Source organism: Desulfothermus naphthae, assembly GCF_054657475.1.
The window spans coordinates 1,338,027-1,362,204 of the sequence record NZ_BAAHYQ010000001.1 but is presented as its reverse complement, the minus strand read 5'-3'; the positions used below and the strand labels follow the sequence as shown (position 1 = coordinate 1,362,204).

At 34.3% G+C, this 24,178-nt stretch carries 20 protein-coding genes and 1 pseudogene; 14 read left to right on the top strand and 7 right to left on the bottom strand.

Annotated features, from left to right (window positions below; translation table 11 throughout):
- Positions 1–389: 389 nt before the first annotated feature.
- Positions 390–1,064, bottom strand: coding sequence for a hypothetical protein (locus ACYQ1E_RS06590; protein WP_459876841.1), 675 nt, complete (start codon positions 1,062–1,064; stop codon positions 390–392).
- 126 nt (positions 1,065–1,190) lie between these two features.
- On the opposite strand from ACYQ1E_RS06590, the pseudogene ACYQ1E_RS06585 reads away from it, so the two are divergent.
- The 3 genes and pseudogenes from ACYQ1E_RS06585 to ACYQ1E_RS06575 all read left to right on the top strand — a co-directional run.
- A pseudogene (locus ACYQ1E_RS06585) lies at positions 1,191–1,269 on the top strand (transposase); the annotation flags it as partial.
- Entirely contained in the window at positions 1,260–1,412 is a 153-nt protein-coding gene (locus ACYQ1E_RS06580; protein ID WP_459876838.1) for a hypothetical protein, read from the top strand. The pseudogene ACYQ1E_RS06585 and the gene ACYQ1E_RS06580, both read left to right, overlap by 10 nt.
- 140 nt (positions 1,413–1,552) lie before the next feature.
- Complete coding sequence (locus ACYQ1E_RS06575) at positions 1,553–2,158, top strand: TetR/AcrR family transcriptional regulator (RefSeq protein WP_459876836.1); 606 nt, start codon at positions 1,553–1,555, stop codon at positions 2,156–2,158.
- Between the two features lie 65 nt (positions 2,159–2,223).
- Here ACYQ1E_RS06575 and ACYQ1E_RS06570 read toward each other — a convergent pair whose 3' ends face one another.
- Complete coding sequence (locus ACYQ1E_RS06570; protein ID WP_459876833.1) at positions 2,224–3,075, bottom strand: deoxyribonuclease IV; 852 nt, start codon at positions 3,073–3,075, stop codon at positions 2,224–2,226.
- A gap of 152 nt (positions 3,076–3,227) precedes the next feature.
- Between ACYQ1E_RS06570 and ACYQ1E_RS06565 the strand changes: the two genes are divergently transcribed.
- Positions 3,228–3,572 carry a CGGC domain-containing protein gene (locus tag ACYQ1E_RS06565; protein ID WP_459876830.1) on the top strand — a complete coding sequence of 115 codons (345 nt, stop codon included), beginning with the start codon at positions 3,228–3,230 and terminating at the stop codon, positions 3,570–3,572.
- A gap of 27 nt (positions 3,573–3,599) precedes the next feature.
- On the opposite strand, the gene ACYQ1E_RS06560 is transcribed toward ACYQ1E_RS06565, so the two are convergent.
- Complete coding sequence (locus ACYQ1E_RS06560) at positions 3,600–4,397, bottom strand: substrate-binding periplasmic protein (protein ID WP_459876828.1); 798 nt, start codon at positions 4,395–4,397, stop codon at positions 3,600–3,602.
- An 87-nt stretch (positions 4,398–4,484) separates the two neighbouring features.
- Here ACYQ1E_RS06560 and ACYQ1E_RS06555 point away from each other — a divergent pair, with 87 nt between their 5' ends.
- The 6 genes from ACYQ1E_RS06555 (at position 4,485) to ACYQ1E_RS06530 (ending at position 14,008) form a co-directional block, all read left to right on the top strand.
- Entirely contained in the window at positions 4,485–7,124 is a 2,640-nt protein-coding gene (locus ACYQ1E_RS06555; RefSeq protein WP_459876825.1) for a PAS domain S-box protein, read from the top strand.
- A gap of 23 nt (positions 7,125–7,147) precedes the next feature.
- A complete protein-coding gene (locus ACYQ1E_RS06550) occupies positions 7,148–7,909 on the top strand; it encodes a TIGR04219 family outer membrane beta-barrel protein (protein ID WP_459876822.1) in 762 nt (253 codons plus the stop codon).
- A 592-nt stretch (positions 7,910–8,501) separates the two neighbouring features.
- Complete coding sequence (locus ACYQ1E_RS06545) at positions 8,502–9,539, top strand: DUF2333 family protein (protein WP_459876819.1); 1,038 nt, start codon at positions 8,502–8,504, stop codon at positions 9,537–9,539.
- 19 nt (positions 9,540–9,558) lie between these two features.
- Complete coding sequence (trmFO, locus tag ACYQ1E_RS06540) at positions 9,559–10,887, top strand: methylenetetrahydrofolate--tRNA-(uracil(54)-C(5))-methyltransferase (FADH(2)-oxidizing) TrmFO (RefSeq protein ID WP_459876816.1); 1,329 nt, start codon at positions 9,559–9,561, stop codon at positions 10,885–10,887.
- A gap of 55 nt (positions 10,888–10,942) precedes the next feature.
- On the top strand, positions 10,943–12,691 hold the full coding sequence (locus ACYQ1E_RS06535; protein WP_459876813.1) for an ARMT1-like domain-containing protein: 1,749 nt from the start codon (positions 10,943–10,945) through the stop codon (positions 12,689–12,691).
- Between the two features lie 84 nt (positions 12,692–12,775).
- Positions 12,776–14,008, top strand: a complete 1,233-nt coding sequence (locus ACYQ1E_RS06530; protein WP_459876810.1) for an ATP-binding protein — start codon at positions 12,776–12,778, stop codon at positions 14,006–14,008.
- Between the two features lie 44 nt (positions 14,009–14,052).
- On the opposite strand, the gene ACYQ1E_RS06525 is transcribed toward ACYQ1E_RS06530, so the two are convergent.
- The 4 genes from ACYQ1E_RS06525 to rbp all read right to left on the bottom strand — a co-directional run bounded on the left by ACYQ1E_RS06525 (position 14,053) and on the right by rbp (position 18,231).
- Entirely contained in the window at positions 14,053–15,306 is a 1,254-nt protein-coding gene (locus ACYQ1E_RS06525; RefSeq protein WP_459876807.1) for a multiheme c-type cytochrome, read from the bottom strand.
- A gap of 70 nt (positions 15,307–15,376) precedes the next feature.
- A complete protein-coding gene (gene lysA, locus ACYQ1E_RS06520) occupies positions 15,377–16,627 on the bottom strand; it encodes a diaminopimelate decarboxylase (protein WP_459876804.1) in 1,251 nt (416 codons plus the stop codon).
- Positions 16,628–16,654: 27 nt separating this feature from the next.
- Complete coding sequence (locus tag ACYQ1E_RS06515; RefSeq protein WP_459876801.1) at positions 16,655–17,635, bottom strand: biotin--[acetyl-CoA-carboxylase] ligase; 981 nt, start codon at positions 17,633–17,635, stop codon at positions 16,655–16,657.
- 350 nt (positions 17,636–17,985) lie between these two features.
- On the bottom strand, positions 17,986–18,231 hold the full coding sequence (gene rbp / locus ACYQ1E_RS06510) for an RNA-binding regulator (protein ID WP_459876798.1): 246 nt from the start codon (positions 18,229–18,231) through the stop codon (positions 17,986–17,988).
- A 293-nt stretch (positions 18,232–18,524) separates the two neighbouring features.
- Between rbp and ACYQ1E_RS06505 the strand changes: the two genes are divergently transcribed.
- The 4 genes from ACYQ1E_RS06505 to ACYQ1E_RS06490 are packed head-to-tail and all read left to right on the top strand — an operon-like array spanning position 18,525 to position 24,155.
- Positions 18,525–19,700: a DegT/DnrJ/EryC1/StrS family aminotransferase gene (locus ACYQ1E_RS06505; protein ID WP_459876796.1), complete on the top strand. Its 1,176-nt coding sequence runs from the start codon at positions 18,525–18,527 to the stop codon at positions 19,698–19,700.
- Between the two features lie 17 nt (positions 19,701–19,717).
- On the top strand, positions 19,718–21,409 hold the full coding sequence (locus ACYQ1E_RS06500) for a hydantoinase/oxoprolinase family protein (RefSeq protein ID WP_459876793.1): 1,692 nt from the start codon (positions 19,718–19,720) through the stop codon (positions 21,407–21,409).
- Positions 21,397–22,704: a histone deacetylase family protein gene (locus tag ACYQ1E_RS06495; protein ID WP_459876790.1), complete on the top strand. Its 1,308-nt coding sequence runs from the start codon at positions 21,397–21,399 to the stop codon at positions 22,702–22,704. The genes ACYQ1E_RS06500 and ACYQ1E_RS06495 overlap by 13 nt, the downstream gene beginning before the upstream one ends.
- Positions 22,705–22,715: 11 nt before the next feature.
- Entirely contained in the window at positions 22,716–24,155 is a 1,440-nt protein-coding gene (locus ACYQ1E_RS06490; RefSeq protein ID WP_459876787.1) for a two-component system sensor histidine kinase NtrB, read from the top strand.
- The last annotated feature ends 23 nt before the right edge of the window (positions 24,156–24,178 follow it).

The window sequence follows — 24,178 nt, the reverse complement described above, 5'->3', positions numbered from 1 at the left end:
CCAGTAAACCTTCCTGGTGGCGTTTTTAGAGTATATTTTTTTTGCCAGTCTTTTTAATCCAGTACTTATGGCTAATTAAGCTTTTCTCTTTAAAAACGTGAAAAAAATTTACGTTTTTTAGAGGAGCCTAAATCATTGCAAGTTCTTGAGTAATGAGGGTTAAGCCTTGATGGATGAGGAGATAGGACTTTTCAATATTAGATGGTTGTGATACATTATGTTCTAAGTCCTTTTTAAAACACCTTGTAAGTCCTTTTTAAAACACCTTGAAATTATGGGATTTTTAAAAAAGTCGTTAGCACAAATTGTAGCCCAAAGCCACTTCCAGCCAAATTTAGTAACCACATAAAATGATTTACCTTTTGCCTTTTTGACTATCTTTCTAGAGATTAATTTTTCAATTCATAGCGAATTTGAGAGGAATTTCGGAAGTAGTTGGATAGAGCATTTCTGAGTTCAGAAGTTTTAAATCCAAAAGAGGAATATTTGGTTTTAAGCAATTCTTTGATGAGAGCAAGTTGTCTGTCTTTTCTGAGATCAGGAGCAGGGACCTTATGGTTAAGGTGGTCAAGAACAGGTTTTGAAAACATGTCCGGTTCAACTTCACATAATGAGGAGAGATCAACGTCAGCACAACAATTGAGGAATTTGTTATTGGCATCAAGACCTTTCCATAAATAGGCCTGTAGATAGAGAACAGGTTTTTTAAGCCCCAGCGATTTAGGGTTGTTAATGGTGGTTCCTGCCCGCCAGTGCCTCACCAATAATATGAGGTAGTTAACTAGACTAAGCAGTGCAATATCAATAAGTCCTTTAAAAGACTGAATGTCAAGGCTATTGGCAGGCGGGTCAGTGGAAATGCGCATAACGCCATTAGAGCGTTTAACAAAACCCATAGATTTAAGGAAAGAAGCAACGCCTGCTTCATAGAAGAGGTCTACAATGTAACCGCGAAGAATAACACGATCAAAAGATGTGTAGAAAACTTGATATTTTTTGAAAATTGAGCGATAAAGTTGTTGTTCACAGGTAATTTTCCTCCTTATGGAGTGTTGACTAATCACCTATTTAGGAAATTACCTGTGAACATTCAATTTTTTTTTCAGGCAAAGTTATGGGACTTATCAATAACTAAGAAATTCATAACACAAATCAACATCCAGTTTTCGGAACTTTAGTTTGTTAATTATCTAGTCTATCTTCCCCCTTATTCACCAAAATTAAATCCTATTGAGTATATCTGGAAAAGTATAAAAAGAGTGCTTTCATTAGTTTTTGTAAAAGATATAAAAGAGATGGAGGAGGTTATATCAGAAGCATGGAATAGGTTATGTAAAAAACTAAGTTTTGCTAAAAGTTGGATAGAAAAATTTTTAAAGGTCACCCCATATTATATGAAATTGTGCGGATAACTATAATCATTGACATTTTCCAAAACATGTTTTTTAATGGGCGACCAGTAAAAAAATGGACCAGGATTATTATTATAAAATTTTTTTTATTTTTCAATTTTATTTTTCAATTTACAATTTACAAAAAAGGAATTCTAAATATGCCTGATAAAAGGGATAACTTCCATGACACAGCTATTGAAATATTAAAGGTTGCTCAGAAACTTTTCTATAAAAAGGGTTATGAGAAAGCAACTACCAGAGAGATTTCTCAAAAGGTAGGAATTTCAAAGGCGGCTTTATATCATCATTTTACCAACAAAGAAGAAATTTTATTTAAAATATGCTTAAGAGGTGCTGATGAACTCATAAGCAATATGAAAAGGGCAATTTCCAGGAACAAAAATTTAGATGTCCCTTTAAAAGAAAAACTTAAAGACATAATGTTAGAATATGCCACAACATATCTTAAAAACAAAAATTTCAACAAGATTCTGCTGCATGAAATAGAATTTCTTTCACCAGAAAAAAAAAGGGTTATTCTGGATAAAGAAACAGAAAATGTGCATCAACTCAGGGATTTTTTAAAAGAGCTTATGGATCAAGGATTGATAAAAAAATTTGATCCAACGGTTATGACCTTTACAATTATCAGCGCTATCCATTGGTTATATTTTTGGTTCAAACCTGACAAAGGGCTTTCTTTAGAACAGGTAATTGAACAGATTGCAGAAATGTATTTGGATGGGATAGAGATAAAAAAATAGGATTAAGAAGTAAGGAATTCATTGGTAGGAGAATGGCTGAAAAGATTTCGGTTAAGCAGTGAGGTTTAATAGTTTATAAGGCTATTTAATACCTTTAAATTCCTTTTATCTTCTTTAAGGTCCTTTCCTTTTGGAGTTTCCAATACCATGGAATGGTTTTTAAATAAAGGGTCATTTAAAAGGTTTCTAAATCCTGAGAGCCCTATTTTTCCTTGCCCTATATGTTCATGCCTATCTACTTTGGATCCTAATTCTGTTTTAGAATCATTTAAGTGAAAAAATCGTATTTTATCAAGCCCTATTAATTTATCAATAAGCTCTATAGTCCTTTTATAGCTCATCTCATCCCTTATATCGTATCCTGCCTGAAATATGTGGGCAGTATCAATACATACACCCAGTCTGTCTGAATATTTACATTTTTTTATAATATACGCGAATTCTTCAAATCGACTTCCTAAACTATTTCCCTGTCCTGACGTGGTCTCAAGAAGAATTAATACATTATCTGGGCCACTTTCCTCTATTGCAGATTCAATTGAATTAACCACTCTTTTTAAGCCAGGGTCTGTTCCATCACCACCATGAGATCCTGGATGTGCAACAACATATTTTATTCCAAGTTGAGATGCCCTATTTAATTCATCTATTAGTCCATAAATAGATTTTTTTCGAATTTCTTTATTTTTGGCCGCTAAATTTATTAGATATGATGTATGGATTGCGATCTCATAACTTCCCCATTCACGCCACTTATGTTTGAAAATTTCAATAGTATTTCCATCCAAGGGTCGTGCTTTCCATTGCCTTTGATTTTTAGAAAATATCTGCAGGGCTGTGCCATTAACTTTTTTAATTCTATCAATTGCCTTGTGGATTCCTCCACTAATGGACATGTGGGCACCTAGATAAGGCATATCAATACCTTTTTCTTCAAAAGACTTTACTATTCCATTAAATGAATATATATTTGAAAATTGAAAATTAACCAGTTAGTATAACCTTGTAAAGGAAAAGATTAAAGTTTTAGGTCTTTGGTTATAACTCTTAATTTATAGGAGGTTTTGAAATGAAAAAGGTAGCAGTAGTTTATTGTGGCAAATATGTAGATTCAGGATATGGATGTCCTGGAGAATGGAGGTGCCTTAAAGCAGCAGCACTGGGAGAAGGAAAGTTTGATGAACCCTCTAATGTAGTGTTCTGGATAAGGTGTGAATGTCCGGGAAAAACAGTAATACCCAATACAAAGATGTCCATGAAGTTATCTGAAATAAAACCAGATGCAATTTATTTTAGTTCCTGTCTTGCAGGGTCTTTTCCACCATGTCCTTACTACAAACCTGAGGAAATGGCAAAAAAAATTAAAGAAACATTTGGCATTGATGTAATTTTAGGTACACATGAATATAAGTAAATTGAAACTAGGGACAGTTTTTTGTCCCTAGTTATTCATGTCCTCAATTAGCACCTCTTTACTTAGAACTTTTTTCCAATTATTGAATATCTTATCTACTGTTCCGTCTTTTTTTAACTGAGACAGACCTGTATTAAAGTCTTGTAAAAGTTTTTTAGAATTTTTTCTTTTTTTAGGAAAACAAACATATAGATTTTTATATTCAATACTAGGAGATAAAACCTTTAATTTACTAATATGGTTTGGAAAATATTTCTTTATTAAATAATATGCCACATATTTATCTATTACTATCAGATCCACCCTTCCTTTTATCAATTTTTTGATATTTATCAGGTCATTTGGAGCAAAATCCTTTTTAAGAAAATTTGCTTGATCAATTTCTTCTGTATTAACATAACCCTTCACCAGTCCGATTCTATATGTTTTTAGTGCTTCTATATTCCTATGTGTTATGGGATATTCTCTTCTTGTCAAAAAGACAATCGGTCCACCAAATACAGGATTTGACATATAAAAATATTTTGTTCTCTCTTTAGAATAATATACTGGGAAAAAAGCATCAACTTTCCCTTTTCTGGCAATAGCTATAACCCTGTTCCAGGGCTTAAATTCTATTTCAACCAAATATCCCATTTTTTCAAAAGCCTTTTTTACTAATAGATAGACACTACCGTTGTTAGGAAATTCTTCTCCAACATATGGCGACCAGTTCAAAGTCAAAAGGAGAATTTTTTGAGTACTCAAACTTCGAGCGAAAATCATTGAGTAAGTGATTATAACTCCTGGAACTAACCATTTTATTAGCTTAAAAAAGTATTTCATTACAATAACTTGACCCCCTGGTTAAAAATGTTTATTATATTTTTTGTTATCAAAAATATAATATTATGTAAATACTAAGGACAGACAATGGCAGATTATATATTTAACTCTTTGAAAACAAAAATAGTTTTCTGGGTGGTATTGATTTTATTAATAGTATATATGGGCGGGGGGCTATTTTTCTACAACTATTCAAAAAATAATGTTTTCAATTCTATTAATAAAAAGACGAAATTATTCATAAAAAGACTAAAAGTCAGTGCAATAGGACCTTTATGGAATATGGATAAAAAAGGTGCCATTAGACTCTTAAGGGGAGAGATGGTAGATAAAGATGTGTATGCAATAGTCCTATTAGATGAAGATAATTTACTTTTTGCAGGTCTCAGCAGGGACGAAAATTGGCAGATTAAAAGGATATCTGATTTTAAAAAGCTAGACACAGAGAATCTCATATACAACTATGCTGATATTTGGATTAATACAGGACACAAAAAAGAAAAAATTGGATCTGTCCATGTATTTGTTACTCCTAAGTTTGTATATCAAAAATTAAAAAATTCCATGTTACACTCACTCGCTCAATTTGGACTAATTATTTTGTTTTTGTGTGTTCTTTTAATTGTGCTTATCCAAAGGATAATAATTAATAGAATAAATAAATTGGCAAAGGGTTTATCTTCTGTGTCTCAAAGGAATTTCTCCCAAAAAATTCCAGAACTAGGACAAGATGAATTAGGATTTTTAGCAAAACAGTATAATTTTATGTTGCAGGAATTAAAAAAATATGAAGAAGAATTGCTATTACTGACCAGAAGAAGGGAAGTAACTTTGCGATCCATTGGAGATGGAGTTATTGTCACAGATTCTCATGGGAAAATAGAGATTATGAATGAAGTTGCATGCAGGCTTACAGGATGGAGTGAGGACGAAGCAAAGGGAAAAAATATTGATGAGGTTTTCGTTATTTTAAATGAAGTTACCAGAAAGCGCGTCGAGGCTCCTGTAAAAAAAGTTATTAATCAGGGCACTGTAGTTGGACTTGCGAACCACACAGTACTGATTTCCAGAAATGGAAGAGAAATACCAATTAAAGACAGTGCAGCGCCAATTAAAGATGATCAGGGGAATATTCTGGGAGTTGTGATGGTTTTTTCAGATATATCGGTTGAAGTGGATTTATTAAAAAAAATTGATCGATCAATTATGTTTCAAAGGGGACTTATGGATGTTGTCAATGTATTAATTTTAGTTACAGACAAAGACCACAAACTGTTATTTGGAAACAGGGCTGCAGAGAAAATTACAGGATATCTAAGAAGAGAAGTTTTGGGGACTGTCCGTGGATGGGAACTTATTTATCCTGATGAAGAATATAGAAAAAGGATGCTACAACTAGTACATAACGTAATGGCTACAGGAATTCCTATAGAAGGGGGAGAATCAAAGGTTGTTACTAAAAAGGGAGACAAAAAAGTTATATCATGGTATTGTACGTGTCTTAGGGGCAAAGATGGAAAAGCAAGAGGTGTTCTTCATGTTGGTATAGATGTTACAGAAAAAAAGATATTGGAAAAAGAAATTTTAAAGAGACAAACCCTAGAGGCCTTAAGTTTGTTTGCAGGCGGCATTGCTCATGATTTTAATAACATTTTAACTTCAATAATGGGCAATATTTCTTTAATGAAATATTCTCATTCTATAATTGATATTAGAAAGAGGTTGGATCTTATTGAAAAGGCAGTAAATCACGCATCCTCCCTGGTGTCTCAACTGCTTAGTTTTTCCAAAAAGGGTTCCCCCTCAAAAGAAGTGACATCTCTTAGAAAAATAGTAAAAGAAACAGTGCAATTTGTTTTAACTGGCTCTAATATTAGATGGAATGTGGATATAATTGAACCATTGTATAAAGTTAATATTGCTCCTATTCAAATATCACAGATACTCCAAAATATAATAATTAATGCAAAACAGGCATGTGAACAAGTGGAGAATCCAAGAATCAATATTTATGTGCGAACTAGGGAAATTAAAACAAGGACAAAGATGGGGAATAAAATTCTCAATCCAGGAAGATATGTTGAAATAGCTATTACAGATAATGGTCAAGGAATTTCTGAAGACAAAATGGATAAAATTTTTGATCCTTTTTTTACTACCAAAGAAAAAGGACATGGCCTTGGACTTGCTATATGTTACTCTTTGATAAAAGCTCATAACGGAGAAATCCTCGTTGAATCAAGCTTGGGTATTGGGACAACCTTTAGAATCTTTATCCCTGCCTTAGACACAAAAGATATAGAAGGAGATGAGAAGTTGAAGGAAAATGGGAAAATTCAATTTTCAGGAAAAGTTCTTTTATTAGAAGACGACGTAATGATTGCTGAAGTAACAACAGAACTTTTAAAACACCTTGGATTTGAAGAAATTGTTTTAGCTACCCATGGAGATGAAGCCATAAATTTATATCAAGATGCTTTAAACAGGGGCGAAAAATTTAGGTTAGTAATTTTAGATCTTACAATACCTGGCGGAAAAGGAGGAGAAGAGGTAATTAAAGAGCTACTTAAGATCGATCCAGATGTAGTTGGAATTGTATCCAGCGGATATACACATGATCCAGCTATGGTAAATTATAAAAAGTATGGATTCAAGGGTTCACTTAAAAAACCTTATACAATAAAGGAACTTGAAAAGGTTTTAAAAGAAATTTTTAAAGGCCATTAGTTTTTTAAAAAGGAGGGAACTTTATGAAATTGAGAAATGTAATTATTGTATTTATTTTATTGATTTTACTTAATCTTCCATCAGTGGCTTTTGCAATAGGGGCTGAGGTAAGTTTGGGCCTATGGCAGCAGGATCCAAATGGATATTTTTCTTATAAGGGTGAGCAATTAAGTGTGGATAATGAATTACGATACGACACAGAGAGTAAATTACTGGCAAGGGCAAAGATAGATATGCCCCTATTTATACCAAATATCTATTTAATGTATTCTCCAATGGATTTTGATGGATATGGAATAAAGTCCAATTCTTTTAAATTTGGAAATGTCACATTTCAGGCTAATATACCATATAAATCTGAATTAGAATTAAATCAATATGATATTGCCCTCTATTATGGTATTCCTTTTTTAAACACATTATCCCTTGGAATCTTAAATGTAGAAGCTGGATTAAATTTAAAAATAATTGACTTTTATGGCAAAATTCAACAGCCAAATTTATCTTTATCGGAAACAAAGTCAACTACTATTCCAATCCCAATGTTATATATAGGCATCCAGGTAAAACCAGTTAAATGGCTCACCATAGAAACAGAAGGCAGGGGTGTTGCTTATTCTGGAAGCAAATACTATGATTTGATAGGAAGGATCAAATTACATCCCTTTGGTCCATTATTTTTAAGTGGAGGATACAGATATGAAAAAATAGAAATTGACTACACTGATGTGGATTCAGACATTGAGTTAGCAGGTCCTTTTATGGAATTAGGAATTAGTTTTTAGAGTGAGAGGTTAAACTGAGATGATCTTTTTTAAGAGTTTCTAATCACCATTATTGTTTTGAAAAACATTGAAATATTTTCAAAATCATTTTTTTGAAATATAGACTCAAACGAGAGGACATGAAAAAGACTTAAGGAATCCAATTTAATTCTAAGTTTGAAACCACCTGTTTCTTTTTAGACGTAACTCTGTTAAGTCATACACTATCACCTTCAGGAGACTTTGCAAAAGCTTTTTCAACAATAGAAGAGTTATTAGATGGGATAAGCATAGAGGAGCCTTCCTTACATAATATCTCCCGACTTAGACAGTTATAGGAAATTTGGGATAACCTTTTTAAAAAAATTTAAGTATATCAGTTATAATACTATTCTCTTTGGGAGGAGATAGACTTTTGCTAAAACCAACATGGTTCATAAAAATACCATACAAAAGATAATTAACGGGTATGAAAATTTTCTCATAATAAGACCCTTTATTCCTTGTGATTTTTCTTAATTTGAGCTAAAAAGCATAATCAATATGAACTGAGGTATCAAGGGCTCAATTTGATTTTTTAGGAAAAACAAAAAGTTTAAAGGAGAGTTTGATTATGCAAGATAAAAAAAAGAGTTCAGTAAAATCATCAAAGAAAAAGGCTATAAATAAAAAAAAGATTGCAAAAAGGGTTCCTCCTTTGCCGGCAAAAGAAATGGTATGGTGGGTCAAATATCTGGTTATCCTGGCATTAATTGTTGTTTTAATATGGCCACTTGGCCTGGGACTCCTCTGGTCAGGAAATAGTCTCTATAAACTTATAGACCCAACAGAATTTCCAAAACTGGATAATACAATTGTGAATTTAATGAAGACCACTTCTTCCTCTTCTCCCCCAGCCAAAAAAGGAGTCGCCCTTTGTGAGGCAATAATAAATAGATTAAATAAAGAATTACATTCAAGACTTGGATGGTCAGTAAATGATATTATTATCTCGCCTACTGCATGGCTTGATAATAGAAGTAACAGACAAAGAGGAGTTATCTTTGCTACCAGGATGTTAGTAAATTTCTTTGCAACAAACTTTGCCAAATACGGTGGAGCAGGCGCTGAAGATGAGGACCTCAAAAAGGCCAGGGAAGAATATTTTGCCTATACCCCGGATAGCTGGTGGTTTCCTTCTTCAGAAAATCAATACAAGAAAGGCATTGAGATGGTAAGAAGATATGAAAAGAGATTGCTTGAGGGTGATGCAGTGTATAATGTGAGGAGTGATAAACTCTATTCTCTTTTTAGTTTTATATTAAGCCCAGAATTTTTAGATCAGCCTCTGGGGCTGCTTGTCGAACCTAATGAAAAAGTAAAATATCTAGAATTAGATAATAGAATTTACTACACTCAGGGAGTTATACTTGTTTTAAGGGACTTTTTACATGTTTTGACCTACCTATATCCTGAAATAGAGAGCAGGGGTGGTAAAGATAATTTGCAGCTGGCATTTGATGCCATGGATAAGATATGTACATACGATCCCTTAGTAGTATTAAGAGGTGCCCATGATTCTATTTTTGCAGACCACAGGGGAAAGATGGCACGGTATTTAATAACTGTTAGAGAAAGATTAAGGGATGTTACAAACTCTTTAAACAGGTAAACTTTAAAGTGTTTACATTATGACTATCATTGTGAAAAAGAAAATTGCAATTATAGGCGGCGGTCTTGCTGGAGTTGAAGTGGCGAATCTTTTATCAAAACAAGGGCATAGGATTAGTATATTTGAGATGAGACCAAAGAAATTTACTCCTGCCCATAAATCAGACAAACTAGCTGAACTTGTGTGCTCAAATTCTCTCCGTTCAAAAGAGCTAACCAGTGCAGTTGGTCTATTAAAACATGAGATGACAAAATTAAATTCTCTGATCATGGAAGCTGCTTATAAAACAGAGGTTCCAGCGGGAAAATCTCTGGCAGTTGATAGGGAGCATTTTGCAGACTATATTACCAATAAATTGGAATCATTCACAAATGTAGAAATAGTGCGAGAAGAGATAACATCCATTAAAGACCCCAATTTAACTGGCTTTGATGTGGTTGTTATATCGGCAGGACCTTTAATATCTGAGCCCCTAGCTAAGGATTTGCTTGGAAAAATTGGAGGAAAACAGCTCTATTTCTATGATGCCATTGCCCCAATTGTAAGTGCTGAGTCTATAAATTGGGATAAGGTGTTTTGGGGCTCAAGATATGATGAAGAGAGCACAGACTATGTAAATTGTCCTATGACAGAAGAGGAATATTATAAGTTTAGAGAGGAGTTAATAAAGGGGGAAAAAGTAAAACTTAAAAGCTTTGAAAAAGAAATCCACTTTGAAGGATGTCTTCCAATTGAGGTCATGGCAGAGAGGGGAGAGCTTACCCTTGCCTATGGTCCCCTTAAGCCAGTTGGGTTAATAGACCCAAGGACTGGAAAAAGGCCCTTTGCTGTGGTCCAGCTCAGGGCTGAAAATAGAGAAAAAACCATGTTCAACATGGTTGGGTTTCAGACCAAGCTCACATACAAAGAGCAAAAAAGGATTTTTAGGATGATTCCAGGTCTTGAAAATGCAGAGTTTTTAAGACTTGGAAGTATTCATAGAAATACATATGTAAACAGCCCAAAAATTCTGACTCCTTATTTAGAAGTTAAGGAGTTAAAAGATGTTTATCTCGCTGGTCAAATAACCGGGGTGGAAGGATATGTGGAATCTGCTGCGTGTGGACTTGTATTGGGCATAATTTTGTCAAAAAAATTGGCAGGTGAAGATATAAACCTTCCCCCTGAAGAGACTGCAATTGGTGGGTTGATGGCTCATCTTAGGCGCAATGTCAAGGATTTTCAACCCATGAATGTGAATTTTGGCCTGATTAAACCTATAAATGTTCGTGCAAAAAAATCCAAAAAAAGAGAACTCATTGTCCAAAGGGCTCTTGAAGCTTTTGATAGATGGTTAGAAACAATTTAAATATTTTTTGTCCCATAAATTTCAACATGGTCTATTATTCTTTTGGAGGTGTTAGGTGTTTCCAATACCAAAACTCAGTTCAGTTTTAGACCTCTATTATGGTAAAAATCCATATCTTGATGCGTGGTTACTTCATTTTATGACTGAAAACAACATTGAATACCTTGCAAATCCATATGAAAATGCCTCTCCTGAACAAATGCGATTTATGGTAGATTTAGATGAAAATCAGGTTTTTGTTCCCTGTTCAGATTCAATGCTCAGGATCCTGCTCAGGTCCCAGCAAGATGACGAATTAAAAAAAGAATATAGAAATTTATGGAAAAACCTGGTGAGACTCATATATCACATTGTAAAAGATGACTATTCCAGACGTAAAATAATAACTTTGTGCAAGCACAAGTTTCAAAAGGCATATCGTTCTCCATTTATTATTCCCTCTAGATTAAACAAAAGGATGTTGACCATAATCTTGACCCAATCTGCACAAATAGACCCATATTCAAAGCGAAAATCCAAATACAATGAAAGAGCCTATTCTTTTTTATCCTCTCAGGAATTTTTAGATTTTGTGGGTGTGTGTCCAATTGACGTACTAGAGTGTAAAAATATTCAAGAACTTAGGAATAAATTAAATTTAATTGAACTAAAAAGACTCTTTTGTTTATCTCTATACGAAGATATATGGAAGAAAAATGATTTTTCAAAGGTGAATTCTGTCTTAAATCAAATGCAGGGGTTTGAAGGTATTCTGGAAAAGGGACTTTTTCCAAAAGCACAAACAGAGCCTGAACTTACAATATTGTATTTACCAAATTCCAGCGGTGGACTTGTCTTTGATGTCCTTATTGCAAAAGGTCTCATAAAAATGGGACATAGAGTAATTTTGGCCTTAAAAGAGGGATTTTATTTTGATTATCCCACCTTTTGGGATGTTGATAATTGTAAAGTTCTACAGCATCTCTTGGAAGATGCACGGTTTATTGAAGATAAAGAGATTTCAAAAAAAGAGCTATTAAAACATCTAAATGAAGCCAGACTGGTAGTTATATCTGATGGAACAAGGGAGAGACTAAATTTATATAGGACCTCGGTGACCTTTGCCAGGGCATGGAAGGAATCAGACCTTATCATTGCCAAGGGAAATGGAAACTACAGAAGACTTATTCTAAACTCCCATTTTTTTACAAGGGATATCATAGCACTTTATAGGGATGATGAGGGAATAGTAAGTTTTTCTTTTAAAGAAAAGAGTCCACGGGTTAGAAAAATAACTGAAAAAGAGATAGTTGCAAAGGCAAAAACAATTATAGAGGAGATGAAAAAGGCAAAGGCCAGAGGTCAAAAAGTGATGTTTTACAGCGCAATTGTTGGTAGTATTCCAGGACAGACCAAGATGGCCATCAGGGTACTTAACACCTTTGTAAATTATTTAAGGGAAAAACTGGATTCCACATACATTATAAATCCAGCTGAACACTTTGAACCTGGTATGGATGGTGATGATCTTATGTATATGTGGGAAATAGTCCAGAGAAGTGGCCTTATAGATATCTGGCGTTTTCAAACTGTCTCAGACATTGAAAAGAGCTTTGAACTTATGGGGATGAAGGTGCCTCCAATCTGGGCTGGTAAAGATGCTACTTTTTCAACAGGCTGCACAAAGGAGATGAAAATAGCCCTGGAAGAGCAGAAAAAACATCCTGAGATGCAGATAATTGGCCCTGATCCAGAGAAATTTTTCAGAAGAAGGGAATACGGTGTTGGCAAATACTTTGATGCATCTATTGATAGATTGAAGTAGATTTCAAGGAACCGGATCCATTAAAATTTCATTTACAAATTTTTTGCATTTTGTTTCACCTTATGGTATATAATGTTTCATGTCATGAAACAAAATATATCATACAAAAAACGTAAATTAGCAGATTTGATGCGGCAGGGTTTAAACACCACACCTGTGATAGTGCTTTCTGGTGCTCGTCAGGTGGGAAAGAGTACTCTTTTGCTAAATGAGCCACCATTTAATAAATGGGCCTATTTTTCCTTTGATGATCCAGGTGTGTTAGATTTAGCTCGTACTAATCCAGAAGAGCTACTAAGTAGTGATAAGAATCTCGTTGTTGATGAGGTTCAAAAGGCACCAGAAATTTTTCCTTACATCAAACTTCTTGTAGATAAAGATAAAACCAGACATTTTGTCCTTTCAGGCTCTGCTAATCTCCTTTTGATGAAAAAGGTTTGTGAAAGTCTAGCTGGAAGGGCAATTTATTTTGAACTACTTCCATTTTCTCTCTCTGAATATAAACAAAAGTCTTCCTGGCTCTGTGATTTTATTAGCTGTGATTTTTCACCTCCCCAGGATATTGGAAGTCAAGATAAATCAGAAGATCTAAAATTTTTTCTTTTCAGGGGGTTAATCCCTCCAGTAACTTCTTTTACTTCTTGCTTAGAAATTTCTCTTTGGTGGCAGGGTTATATTGTTACTTATCTTGAAAGGGATCTCAGAGATCTATCTCAAATAGCCAATTTATCAGATTTTCACAGGTTTATGGAAGTGTTAGCTTTAAGATGTGCAAATATATTAAAGCAAAATGAAGCTGCTCGTGATGCTGGAATTTCAACATCTACAGCCAGCAGATATGTTAACCTTTTAGAAACAGGCAATATTTTTTACAGGTTGCGTCCTTTTTTTAAAAACATTCCTAAAAGGTTAATCAAGGCACCAAAAGGATTTTTTATGGATACAGGACTGATATGTGCCCTGGCAGGTTTTAAAGATGCAAATAGTATCCCAGATAGATTTTATGCCCAATTATTTGAAAATTTCGTGTTTCAAAATTTGTATTCCTTAAGTATTAATTTAGGGGGAAGGCTCTATTATTTTAGAACTCTAGGAGGAAAGGAGATAGAAGTTGATTTTCTTCTGGAAATTGAAAAAAGAATAATTGCTATTGAGGTAAAATATAAATCCAAAATTAGCTTTAGTGATGCCAATTCTCTCTTAAAACTGGGGAAAATATTGGATAATGATGTAATTGGAAAAATCATTATTTATGCAGGTGATAAGATAGACAAATTACCTGGTAATATTTCCCTTGTACCGTGGTGGATGATTTAAAAACTCCCTCTCTCCTCTTCAAAGAGAAAAGAGGGAGTTTTAGCTTATTCATTATCTCTTTTCTTTCTCATCTGCTCTGCCAGATGTTTCATTTCAACAAGGGTTTCTTTCATTTTTGCATAGCCGTACCAGGTTGTATAATCGGGATTAATATGAAATGCTGCCTGGAAGGTCTTCATACGATAGTCCATGAACATTTCATATAGTTTTTGTTCAATAGGTGTATTCACTTCGTAAAAAGTCAAAAGATCTGGATAAGGCCAGGTTGCCATATTGGTCTTTTTGGGAATAATTCCGTCTTTGTAAAGACCTGCTACCAATTCAATTGCCTCTGCAAAGATCTTATCAGCAGCCTTAATCATCAGGTCTGCATTTTTTAGATTATTTTCTGCAAAATTGGCAGAATGGCATTTTTCACACCTCTTTAACATCTTAGTCCTCTCAGCCTTAAAACTAGCTTCATCTAACCTTGCCATATTTACCTTTTTCACGAGTTCAAGCCTAGGCGTAGGTTTTCCCTTTTTGTCTAATACACCAAGGGCCTTTAAAATTGTAACCCGATAACCCAGCCATTCCTTATCTTTTTCAGGTAATCTCAGGGCTAAAAATCCCCATCCAGACATTACCCTGTGGTTACCATCTGGCATGTGACAATCCTGACATGTAGGACCTCTATGAGATTTTCTATCAGTAAGATATGCTATGCCGTGTCTGGAATGTGACCAGAATTCCCACTGGGCATGATCAAAGCCAGTATGGCAACTTGCGCATGTTTCAGGTTCTTTTGCCTCTTTAACAGAAAAAGCATGCCTTGTATGGCAGTTTTGACAATCCATGCCGTATTTATAATATTTTCTGAATTCATTATTTCTTACGTGTTTGTCTGTGATTCCAAGGTTGTGACAACCATTACATCCTTTTTGTCCTGCAATAAAAGCTTTTGGATGTTTGTGGGCAAAATCTGGAAAAGCTGAAATAGGCAAAAGACCCAGGGCATGCTTTCCACTCATGTACTGTTTTACTTGTTTTCTGTGACATTTCTTACAGGTTGAAATAGTGGGCAGCAGGGCTTTATTAGCATCAGAAGCAGATTTGTGGGCTCTGCCATGACAAGTAGCACAATTTAATCCAGCCTTGGACATTTTACTTTTGTGAAAATCTTTAATTATCCCGGGTGAAATTTTTGCGTGGCAGGATTCACAATTTGTAACACCTTTTGTAAGACCTTGAGTAGCAAATAATAACAAAATTGCTACACAAATTAATCCTGAAGACGTTGAAAACTTGTTGCTTTTCATCGCAATCCCCTGCTTTTTTGATTTAAATTACAAAAAATTTTACACCAACCTGATTAAGTTTATTTATACATTAAAAATTAATTTTTTCCTCCAAATATGTAAGGTCCCTGTATGTTTCTCTTTCCCTTATTAGATAAAAACTATCACCAGATACCATAACCTCAGCAGCCCTTGGCCTTGAATTATATTGAGAAGACATGACAAATCCATAGGCACCAGCAGAATAAACACAGAGTAGTTCTCCAGCGTGGATCTCTGGAAGTTCCCTATCCTTGGCCAAAAAATCTCCACTCTCACAAATTGGGCCAACAACATCATATTTTTTAGGAGGTCTTCCCTTTGAAGTGACTTCTGAAATTCTATGATATGAGCCATATAAGGCAGGTCTTATCAAATCATTCATTCCAGCATCAACAATAAGGAAATTTTTATTTTCAGTCTCCTTTGTGTAAATCACCCTTGTAATTAAAACTCCTGCATTGCCAGCAATAACTCTTCCAGGTTCAAGTATAAGTGTGAAGGGGTATCCTGTTAGCGATTTTGATAAGGCTTCTCCAAATTCCTTTGGATGGGGTGGCTCTTCTTCTTTGTATTGTATGCCAAGACCTCCTCCAAGGTCTAAGTATTTTATATTTATACCAATTTCCTTTAATTCTGTATATAACACCTTTAATTTTTCCAAGGCATCCAAAAAAGGCGATATTTCAGTTAGTTGGGAACCTATGTGGCAATCTATACCAATTGGCTCTACTCCTTTTAATTCCTTGGCAGACTTGTATGCGTATATTGCATCGTTTATATCAATGCCAAATTTATTTTCTTTCAGCCCTGTGGATATATATGGATGTGTTTTGGGGTCTATATCTGGATTTATCCTAAAACTGATCCTGGCCTTTTTGTTTAAAGAGAGAGCTATTTCATTAATCTTTACTAATTCGTCTAAGGATTCAACATTAAACATTAAAATATCAGCAAAAAGTGCTTCTTTTATTTCATGCTCCTGTTTCCCAACACCTGAGAATACTATTTTTTGGGGGTCGATTTCTGCCCTAAGTGCTCTATATAGTTCTCCACCTGATACAATATCTGCCCCTGCGCCTTCTTCTTTTAAAGTTTTAAGCACGTGTATATTTGAATTACATTTGACTGAAAAACATATTATGTGGGGTATAGCATAAAATGCTGAATCAAATGCATGATAATGCCTTTTTAAAGTCCTTGCAGAATAGATATAAATAGGAGTCCCATATTCATTTACAATATCTTCGACTAATACCTCTTCAGCCCATAATCTATTATCTTTTACTGTAAAATAGTGCATAGCAGCCAACTCCTTTTTTAATTATGTTCAATTAGTACGTATAGTAACATCCCCATATATTATATTGTGAATTTTATTTTTTTCATCTAAAACAATTAAATTGCCATTTTCATCTAGGTCAATGGCCTTTCCATAAAGTTCTTTGTCTTTAAAAAATACTATAACATTTTTGTTTATTGTGTTGCTAAGCTCTATCCATTTCGTTCTTATAGATTTAAAACCTTCCTTAAGATAAATATTGTACCAGTATTCAATATACATTAATATATTTCCTAAAAGATGTGCCCTTTTTAGAAATCTCCCTCCTTCTAAATAAAGGGATGTAGTATAATCTCGTAGTTCAGGGGGAATGTCTGCTTTATCCAGGTTTACGTTAATACCAATGCCTAAGATAACATAATCAACAAAATCTGTATCTCCAGACATTTCAGCTAGTATGCCCACAACCTTTTTGTTATTAATTAATACATCATTTGGCCATTTTAGTTCTGCTCCTAGATTTGTATATACATTTATTGCTTTACAGATAGCAACACCTGCTACCAGAGGAAGTTGCATAACTTCTGAAGGAGAAAGTTTAGGCCTTAAAATTATGGAAAATGAGAGAGATTTTTGAGGGATATGAACCCACTTTCTTCCCCGTCTTCCTCGTCCATTAAGTTGTCTCTCGCACAAAATAAGCGTTCCCTCACTTTTGTTCTCTTCAGCAAGTTGCCTTGCCTTGTCTTGAGTTGATGAAAGCTCCTCAAAAAAATAAATTTTTTTCCCAAGTTTCTCTGTTCTCAAATATGGTTTTATAAGTGGTGGAATCAATACATCTGGAGTTGAGATGAGCCGATAACCCTTTTTAGCTGAAGATTCTATCTTAAAGCCAAGCTGTTTTAATATTTTAATCTGATTCCATACCCATGTCCTTGAGATATTTAAGTTTTGTGCTATTTCCTCTCCAGAGACAAATTCTCCAGATAATAATCGTTTTAATATGTATTCTAAAGGACTTTTTTTCATTGAAGGAAATTTTGGTTATAAAAAGTTGACTCCCCTAACACTATGTAAAAAATATATATCTTAAGTTGGAAAAAATTAACAAAAAAAGAAAAAGAGAAACAGTCCCTGAAAAAATTGGTATTACAAATACATTTCTATTAATCATTCTTCTAAGGATTTTCAACTCTATTTTTTGAAGGCAGCGATTTTCCATGATGGATAATTAGATTAATTTAATGTATTATAACATTTTGCTTCTATTACCTGGCAAATCCTAATTCTAAAAATTCACTAACAATTGCACTTAATAAAAATAAAAAAGCCACCTCCATAAAGAGGTGGCTTTTAACACAGAAATTCAGATATATTTTTTATCTTCTAGATCTTGCTTCGTTTACTCTCAGCCTTCGCCCATCAAGTTCTTTTCCATTGAGACCTTCGATTGCTCTATTAGCACTTTCTGTGTCCATCTCCACAAAACCAAATCCCCTAGACCTACCAGTTTCTCTGTCCCTGATAAGGTTGAAGGAGTGAACCTCTCCATACTCAGCAAAAAGTTCCATTACCTGTTCTTCTCTTGCACTGTAAGGAATATTTCCCACATACAAATTTTTCATAAAAAATCTCCTAAAAAAATAAAATTAAAAGTTACACTAAAGTGTTACCAATGAGAAGAACTTTTCATACTTCCTTTGTAATGTCAATTAAAAAATGAGGCTATTTGAAAAATATATTAACACATGAAAACCATATTGCTTTGGCTATATTTCCTTTTTATTAAAAAAACAAGTATTACAAATACATATCTAAGCAAATTATTAATCTGTTAATAATTTTGACTCTAAATTATTTCTTGACTCTAAAACCTAACTCCTGATAATATATGAAAAAATTGGGTTAGGAGAATTCAATGAATATTCCCTTTATTGACCTTAAAGCTCAGTATAAAAGAATTGAAAAAAAGGTAAAGGACAATATATGCAGAGTGCTTGAACATGGTAAATTCATATTTGGGCCAGAGGTATATGAACTAGAAGAGGTTCTTGCAACCTATGTTGGTACCAAACACTGCATCTGTTGTTCTTCAGGAACAGATGCCCTGCTTATGAGTTTAATGGCCTTAGATATTGGCAATGGCGATATAGTGTTCACCACTCCATTTACTTTTTTTGCAACAGCAGAGGTAATTGCACTTAGTGGAGCAATACCAGTATTTGTGGATATTGACCCCCATACCTTTAACATTGACCCTGAAAATCTAAAAAAGGCCATTTTGGCTGTAAAACAAAAGAATTCAGCTATTTATCCTATTCCCCAGATAATTAAAAAAGATTCTAGAGAATATTATCCAAAGGCTATTATTGCCGTTGATATATTTGGTGTATCTGCGCCTTACAGAGAGTTAGAAAAAATTGCCCAGGAAAATAATTTGATTTTAATAGAAGACGGAGCCCAGTCTTTTGGTGGAAAGTATCATTTAAATAGAGTTTGTTCCTTTGGTGATATTGGATGCACATCTTTTTTTCCAGCAAAGCCCTTAGGATGTTACGGGGACGGAGGTGCTGTTTTTACTAATTCAGAAAAGTACGCCCGTATTCTACAATCCATAAGGGTTCATGGTCAGGGAGAAGACAAGTATGAGAATCTTAGGCTGGGTTTAAATGCTAGGCTGGATACTATTCAGGCTGCAGTTCTTCTGGCAAAGATGGAGGTCTTTGATGAAGAAATTGCGAGAAGACAAGAGGTTGCCAAAAGATATAGAGATGGTCTAAAAGATATTGCTGACATAAAACCTCAATATGTGCCAGAAGAGGTTCAATCTGTATATGCCCAATATTGTATATTGGCTGATAATAGGGATGGGTTATGTGAATTTTTAAAACAAAAAGGTGTACCAACAGCAATTTATTACAAAAAACCCCTTCATTTGCAAAAGGTATTTGAGTATCTTGGATACAGCCAAGGAGACATGAAAATAAGTGAATGGGTATCAGAAAATATAATGGCCCTTCCAATGCATCCATATTTGGACAAAGAAGTTCAGGATTATATAATTGATTGTATTTATAAATTTTATAACCCATAAAAATGGAGAATAGGGACATGTTATTTGGAATTGATGTAGGGGGTACCCATACTGATGGGGTACTCATTGATAGTGAAGTGGGAGTTAGGGCATATGTTAAAATTCCCACAGACCCAGATGACCTGTTGGGCTCAATTAGACAGGCTATTTCAGAAATATTATCTCAGGAAAAAGGTGTTGAAATCAAGAGATTTAACTTAAGTACCACTTTATGCACAAATGCAATTGTTCAGGATTTGTTAGAACCTGTGGGAGTGTTAGTGAGTGCTGGACCTGGGATTGATCCCCATAAATTTTCCATTGGAAACTATTATAAAGTTATACCAGGAGGTCTGGATCACAGGGGAACAGAAATACAGCCACTGGATATCTCCCATGCAAATAAGGTAATTTCAAATTTACTAGATTATGGAGTCAAGGTTTTTTCAGTTGTCTCAAAATTTTCTCCCAGAAATCCTGTACATGAAGAAAAAATCGCAGAATTGATTCAAGAAAAAGCAGATTTTGTTACCCTTGGTCATAAGTTATCAGGTCAACTAAATTTTCCACGGAGAATTGCAACTGCATATTACAACAGTGCTGTATGGCCTATTTTTGATAAATTTCTGAATTCTGTAAAAAGGTGCTTAAAGGAGTTCAAACTTTCTCCTCAATTAAACATCCTAAAGGCCGATGGGGGCACCATGCCCTATAATACTGCTAAACGTATTCCTGTTGAAAGTATTTTTTCAGGTCCAGCAGCAAGTGTCATGGGAATCTTTGGTTTATGTGATATTACAGAAGATGCCATTGTCTTAGACGTAGGTGGAACCACTACAGACATTGGGGTATTTGCAGCAGGGGTCCCTTTAATTGAACCTGAAAATGTGCGGTTAAAGGAAAGGCCTACATTAGTTCGTGCAATGAAGGTAAAATCCATTGGTCTTGGTGGTGACTCTGCTGTGAGAGTAAAAGGAAGCAAAATAGAAATTGGACCAAAGAGATTAGGTCCTTGTATGGCAAAGGGTGGAGATGTACCTGCATTTTTAGATGCCTTAAATTGCATAAGTGATGAAACATACGGAGATAGAGATGCCTCTTTTAAGGGTATGCGTAAAATAAATGAAGATCTTAAAAGTTCTTCTGAAGACACTCCAAATAGAATTGTGGAACAGGGGTGTGAAATTTTAAAAAAAGAGGTATTTGAGTTTATTGAGGAAATTAATGAGCGACCAATATATACAATACAGGAACTTTTAAAATTCAGGAAAATAGAACCAAAAAAGATCTATTTAATGGGTGGGCCTGCAAATATATTAAAAAAATATGTTGAAAAGGTATTTGGACTTCCAGTTATAGTGCCAGAACACTTTGGTGTAGCAAATGCCATAGGTGCCGCAATAGCTAGACCAACAATGCAGGCTGAACTTTTTGCAGATACAGAAAAGAAAATAATGACTATTCCTGTCCTTGGAATAAAAGAAAATGTTTCTAAAAATTATAATCTTAAAATAGCAAAAGAGGATATAAGAAAATATATGTCAAAATATATAAAGGAAAATTTGGGCTGGGATATAGACTTATCTGAATTAGAGATAATTTTTGAGAGCTCAATGAATATGGTAAATGATGTATTTACAGTAGGACAGGATATTAGGGTAAAATGCCAGGTAAAACCCAGGATATGTAAAGATTATGAAAAGGTGGTGAGGTGTGTATGCAACAGGTAAAAAATAAGCTAGGTGTGGTTTTTTTTCCTGCCTTTGATTGGGCTATTTCTCCAACCCATCCAGAAAGACAGGAAAGATTATTATATACCATGGATCAATTACAGGAAGAAGGTATTTTTGATATTCCTGGAATTAGGGAATATAAGCCAGAATTAGCCTCAACAGAGGATGTAGAAAGAGTTCATTTTTGTTTTCCTGATGTCTCAAGCAACATAACAGATTCCCACCTAATTTCAGCAGGCGGGTGTATTAAAGCTGGAAAACTGGTTATGGAGAAAAAGGAAGATAAGGCCTTTGCCTTGGTCAGACCTCCAGGACACCATGCAATGAAGGTAGTTCATGGTGGTCGGGGATTTTGTAATATCAATATAGAAGCTATAATGATAGAATACTTACGGGAAAAATATGGAATAAAAAAAGTGGCAATAGTGGATACAGATTGTCATCATGGAGACGGTAGCCAGGATATATACTGGCATGATCCAGATACACTTTATATTTCTCTCCATCAAGATGGTAGGACACTATATCCTGGCACAGGTTTTACTTCTGAGATAGGAGGACCAAAGGCAAAGGGCAAGACCATTAATATCCCTCTTCCGCCACTTACAAGTGATAAAGGTTTTTTATATGCCATGGAGAACGTTGTCCTGCCTATTTTACAGGACTTTGCTCCAGATTTAGTAGTGAATTCTGCTGGCCAGGACAATCACTTTTCAGACCCTATAACAAATATGAACTTTTCTGCCCAGGGGTATGCAAAACTAAGTGAAATGTTAAAACCAGATTTAGTGGTATTAGAAGGTGGATATTCAATTCAAGGTGCCCTGCCTTATGTTAATCTGGGAATAGTACTCGCACTTGCTGGGTTGGACTATTCCTATGTGAAAGAACCAGATTATAATCCCAAAAATTTTGAAATGGGTAAACATACCATGGCACAAATAAAAAGAACATGCGAAAGTGCCTATAGAAATTATTTTTCCCCTCCACAATCAGATATAACCCTAGAAAAAGATGGAAATTGGATTGTAAGAAATAAAGAGATATTTTATGATACTTCTTATATTGTTGAGAGACAGAGGGAATATTTACTGGATTGTGAAAATTGCAGGGGAGTATTAAAAATTGAAACCACTTCCAGTCGGGTAAAAAATTGTCTTGCAATAGAAGCCCCTTTAAATTGTTGTGAAAAATGTTTAAATATTGCCTATATAGAATATGATAAGGCAAAAGAAAAAGGTTATTCACATATCCAGTTCATAGATAGGGTGAATAAAAAAGTATTTAGATAGAAGGTAAAAAAATGATCTCAGAAAAGGAAAAAGAATATTTAGTTGCAATAGTTAATTCTATTCCGAGAGAGCTAGTAGTTATATCTCCTGACCTTAGAATTGTTGCGGCAAATGATTTTGCTAAAGATATTTATGGCGAGGATATGGTGGGGAAAAAGTGTTACCAGGTTTATTATGGTATAGACAGCCCTTGTTCTAATTGTAAAATAATACAACTTCTAGATGGTGAAGAAAAAAGAAAAGACTTTAATAATCTTTATCTAGAGGATGAAGTTACATTATTTCCTTTAGTTGGTACAGACTGTGATCCATGTATGGTCAAATTGGATTTTGATATAACAAAGATAGGAAAGCTTGAAAAAAAATTGTATCTTTCTAATACATTTTTACATAATTTAATATTAAGTGCAGTTGATGCAGTTATAGCTGCAGATAAAAAGGGAAAAATCTTTATTTTTAATGATGCTGCCTCAAAAATATTGGGTTATAAAAGGGATGAGGCATTAAACTCTGTTGATATTAGAGATCTATATCCTGGAGATGGTGCAAGGGAGGTTATGAAAAAACTCAGAAGTAAGGAATATGGAGGTCCTGGAAAATTAAAATCATATAAAGTGGAACTGGTTGCAAAAAATGGAGAAATTATTCCAGTTGAATTAAATGCTTCTATTGTCTATGAAAATGGCGTAGAAGTTGCGACTATTGGATTTTTTAGAGACCTTCGTGAGAGCCTGAAGATGGAAAAAGAATTAGAAGAAACCAGGATGCAACTCTATCAATCCTCAAAAATGGCAGCTATTGGGAATTTAGCCGCAGGAGTAGCCCATCAATTAAATAATCCTATAAGTAGTATAATTCTTTTTACCGAACTATTGCTAGAGGAAGATTTAGATGAACCCATCAAAGAAGATTTAAATAGGATACTTGAAAACGCCAGAAGGTGTAAAGATATAGTTAAAGAACTTTTGGAGTTTTCACGACCCTCACAAAGCAAAGATGATTTTGTGGATATACATAAGGCCATTGATAGAACTATTTTCTTGCTGGAAAAGCATCCTTTGTTTAAGTTAATAGATATTGTTAAAGAATATGAGGAAAACATCCCAGAAATAAAAGGAGATCTCCAGCAATTAAATCATGTTTTTATGAATATTATCTGGAATGCAGCCCAGGCAATGGAAGGTAAAGGGGTCTTAAGCATTAAGACAAATTTTTTGAAAGAGAAAAATACAATTAAGATCTTATTTTGCGATACTGGCCCAGGTATTCCCGAAAATATTCTACCCAATATCTTTGATCCATTTTTTTCCACAAAAAAACAGGGGGAAGGAGTTGGACTCGGTCTAAGCATTGCTTACAGGATTATTGAAGGTCATGGGGGAAAAATATTTGCTTATAATAAAGAAGATGGTGGTGCATGTTTTGAAATAGATCTTCCTGTCTCACAATAAAAATTTAATCAAGAGATTTCTAT

Coding starts and splice junctions, on each gene's coding strand:
- ACYQ1E_RS06575 (WP_459876836.1), top strand. CDS start 1,553: ATGCCTGATAAAAGGGATAACTTCCATGACACAGCTATTGAAATATTA.
- ACYQ1E_RS06570 (WP_459876833.1), bottom strand. CDS start 3,075: ATGCCTTATCTAGGTGCCCACATGTCCATTAGTGGAGGAATCCACAAG.
- ACYQ1E_RS06565 (WP_459876830.1), top strand. CDS start 3,228: ATGAAAAAGGTAGCAGTAGTTTATTGTGGCAAATATGTAGATTCAGGA.
- ACYQ1E_RS06560 (WP_459876828.1), bottom strand. CDS start 4,397: ATGAAATACTTTTTTAAGCTAATAAAATGGTTAGTTCCAGGAGTTATA.
- ACYQ1E_RS06555 (WP_459876825.1), top strand. CDS start 4,485: ATGGCAGATTATATATTTAACTCTTTGAAAACAAAAATAGTTTTCTGG.
- ACYQ1E_RS06550 (WP_459876822.1), top strand. CDS start 7,148: ATGAAATTGAGAAATGTAATTATTGTATTTATTTTATTGATTTTACTT.
- ACYQ1E_RS06545 (WP_459876819.1), top strand. CDS start 8,502: ATGCAAGATAAAAAAAAGAGTTCAGTAAAATCATCAAAGAAAAAGGCT.
- trmFO (WP_459876816.1), top strand. CDS start 9,559: ATGACTATCATTGTGAAAAAGAAAATTGCAATTATAGGCGGCGGTCTT.
- ACYQ1E_RS06530 (WP_459876810.1), top strand. CDS start 12,776: ATGAAACAAAATATATCATACAAAAAACGTAAATTAGCAGATTTGATG.
- ACYQ1E_RS06525 (WP_459876807.1), bottom strand. CDS start 15,306: ATGAAAAGCAACAAGTTTTCAACGTCTTCAGGATTAATTTGTGTAGCA.
- lysA (WP_459876804.1), bottom strand. CDS start 16,627: ATGCACTATTTTACAGTAAAAGATAATAGATTATGGGCTGAAGAGGTA.
- ACYQ1E_RS06515 (WP_459876801.1), bottom strand. CDS start 17,635: ATGAAAAAAAGTCCTTTAGAATACATATTAAAACGATTATTATCTGGA.
- rbp (WP_459876798.1), bottom strand. CDS start 18,231: ATGAAAAATTTGTATGTGGGAAATATTCCTTACAGTGCAAGAGAAGAA.
- ACYQ1E_RS06505 (WP_459876796.1), top strand. CDS start 18,525: ATGAATATTCCCTTTATTGACCTTAAAGCTCAGTATAAAAGAATTGAA.
- ACYQ1E_RS06500 (WP_459876793.1), top strand. CDS start 19,718: ATGTTATTTGGAATTGATGTAGGGGGTACCCATACTGATGGGGTACTC.
- ACYQ1E_RS06495 (WP_459876790.1), top strand. CDS start 21,397: ATGCAACAGGTAAAAAATAAGCTAGGTGTGGTTTTTTTTCCTGCCTTT.
- ACYQ1E_RS06490 (WP_459876787.1), top strand. CDS start 22,716: ATGATCTCAGAAAAGGAAAAAGAATATTTAGTTGCAATAGTTAATTCT.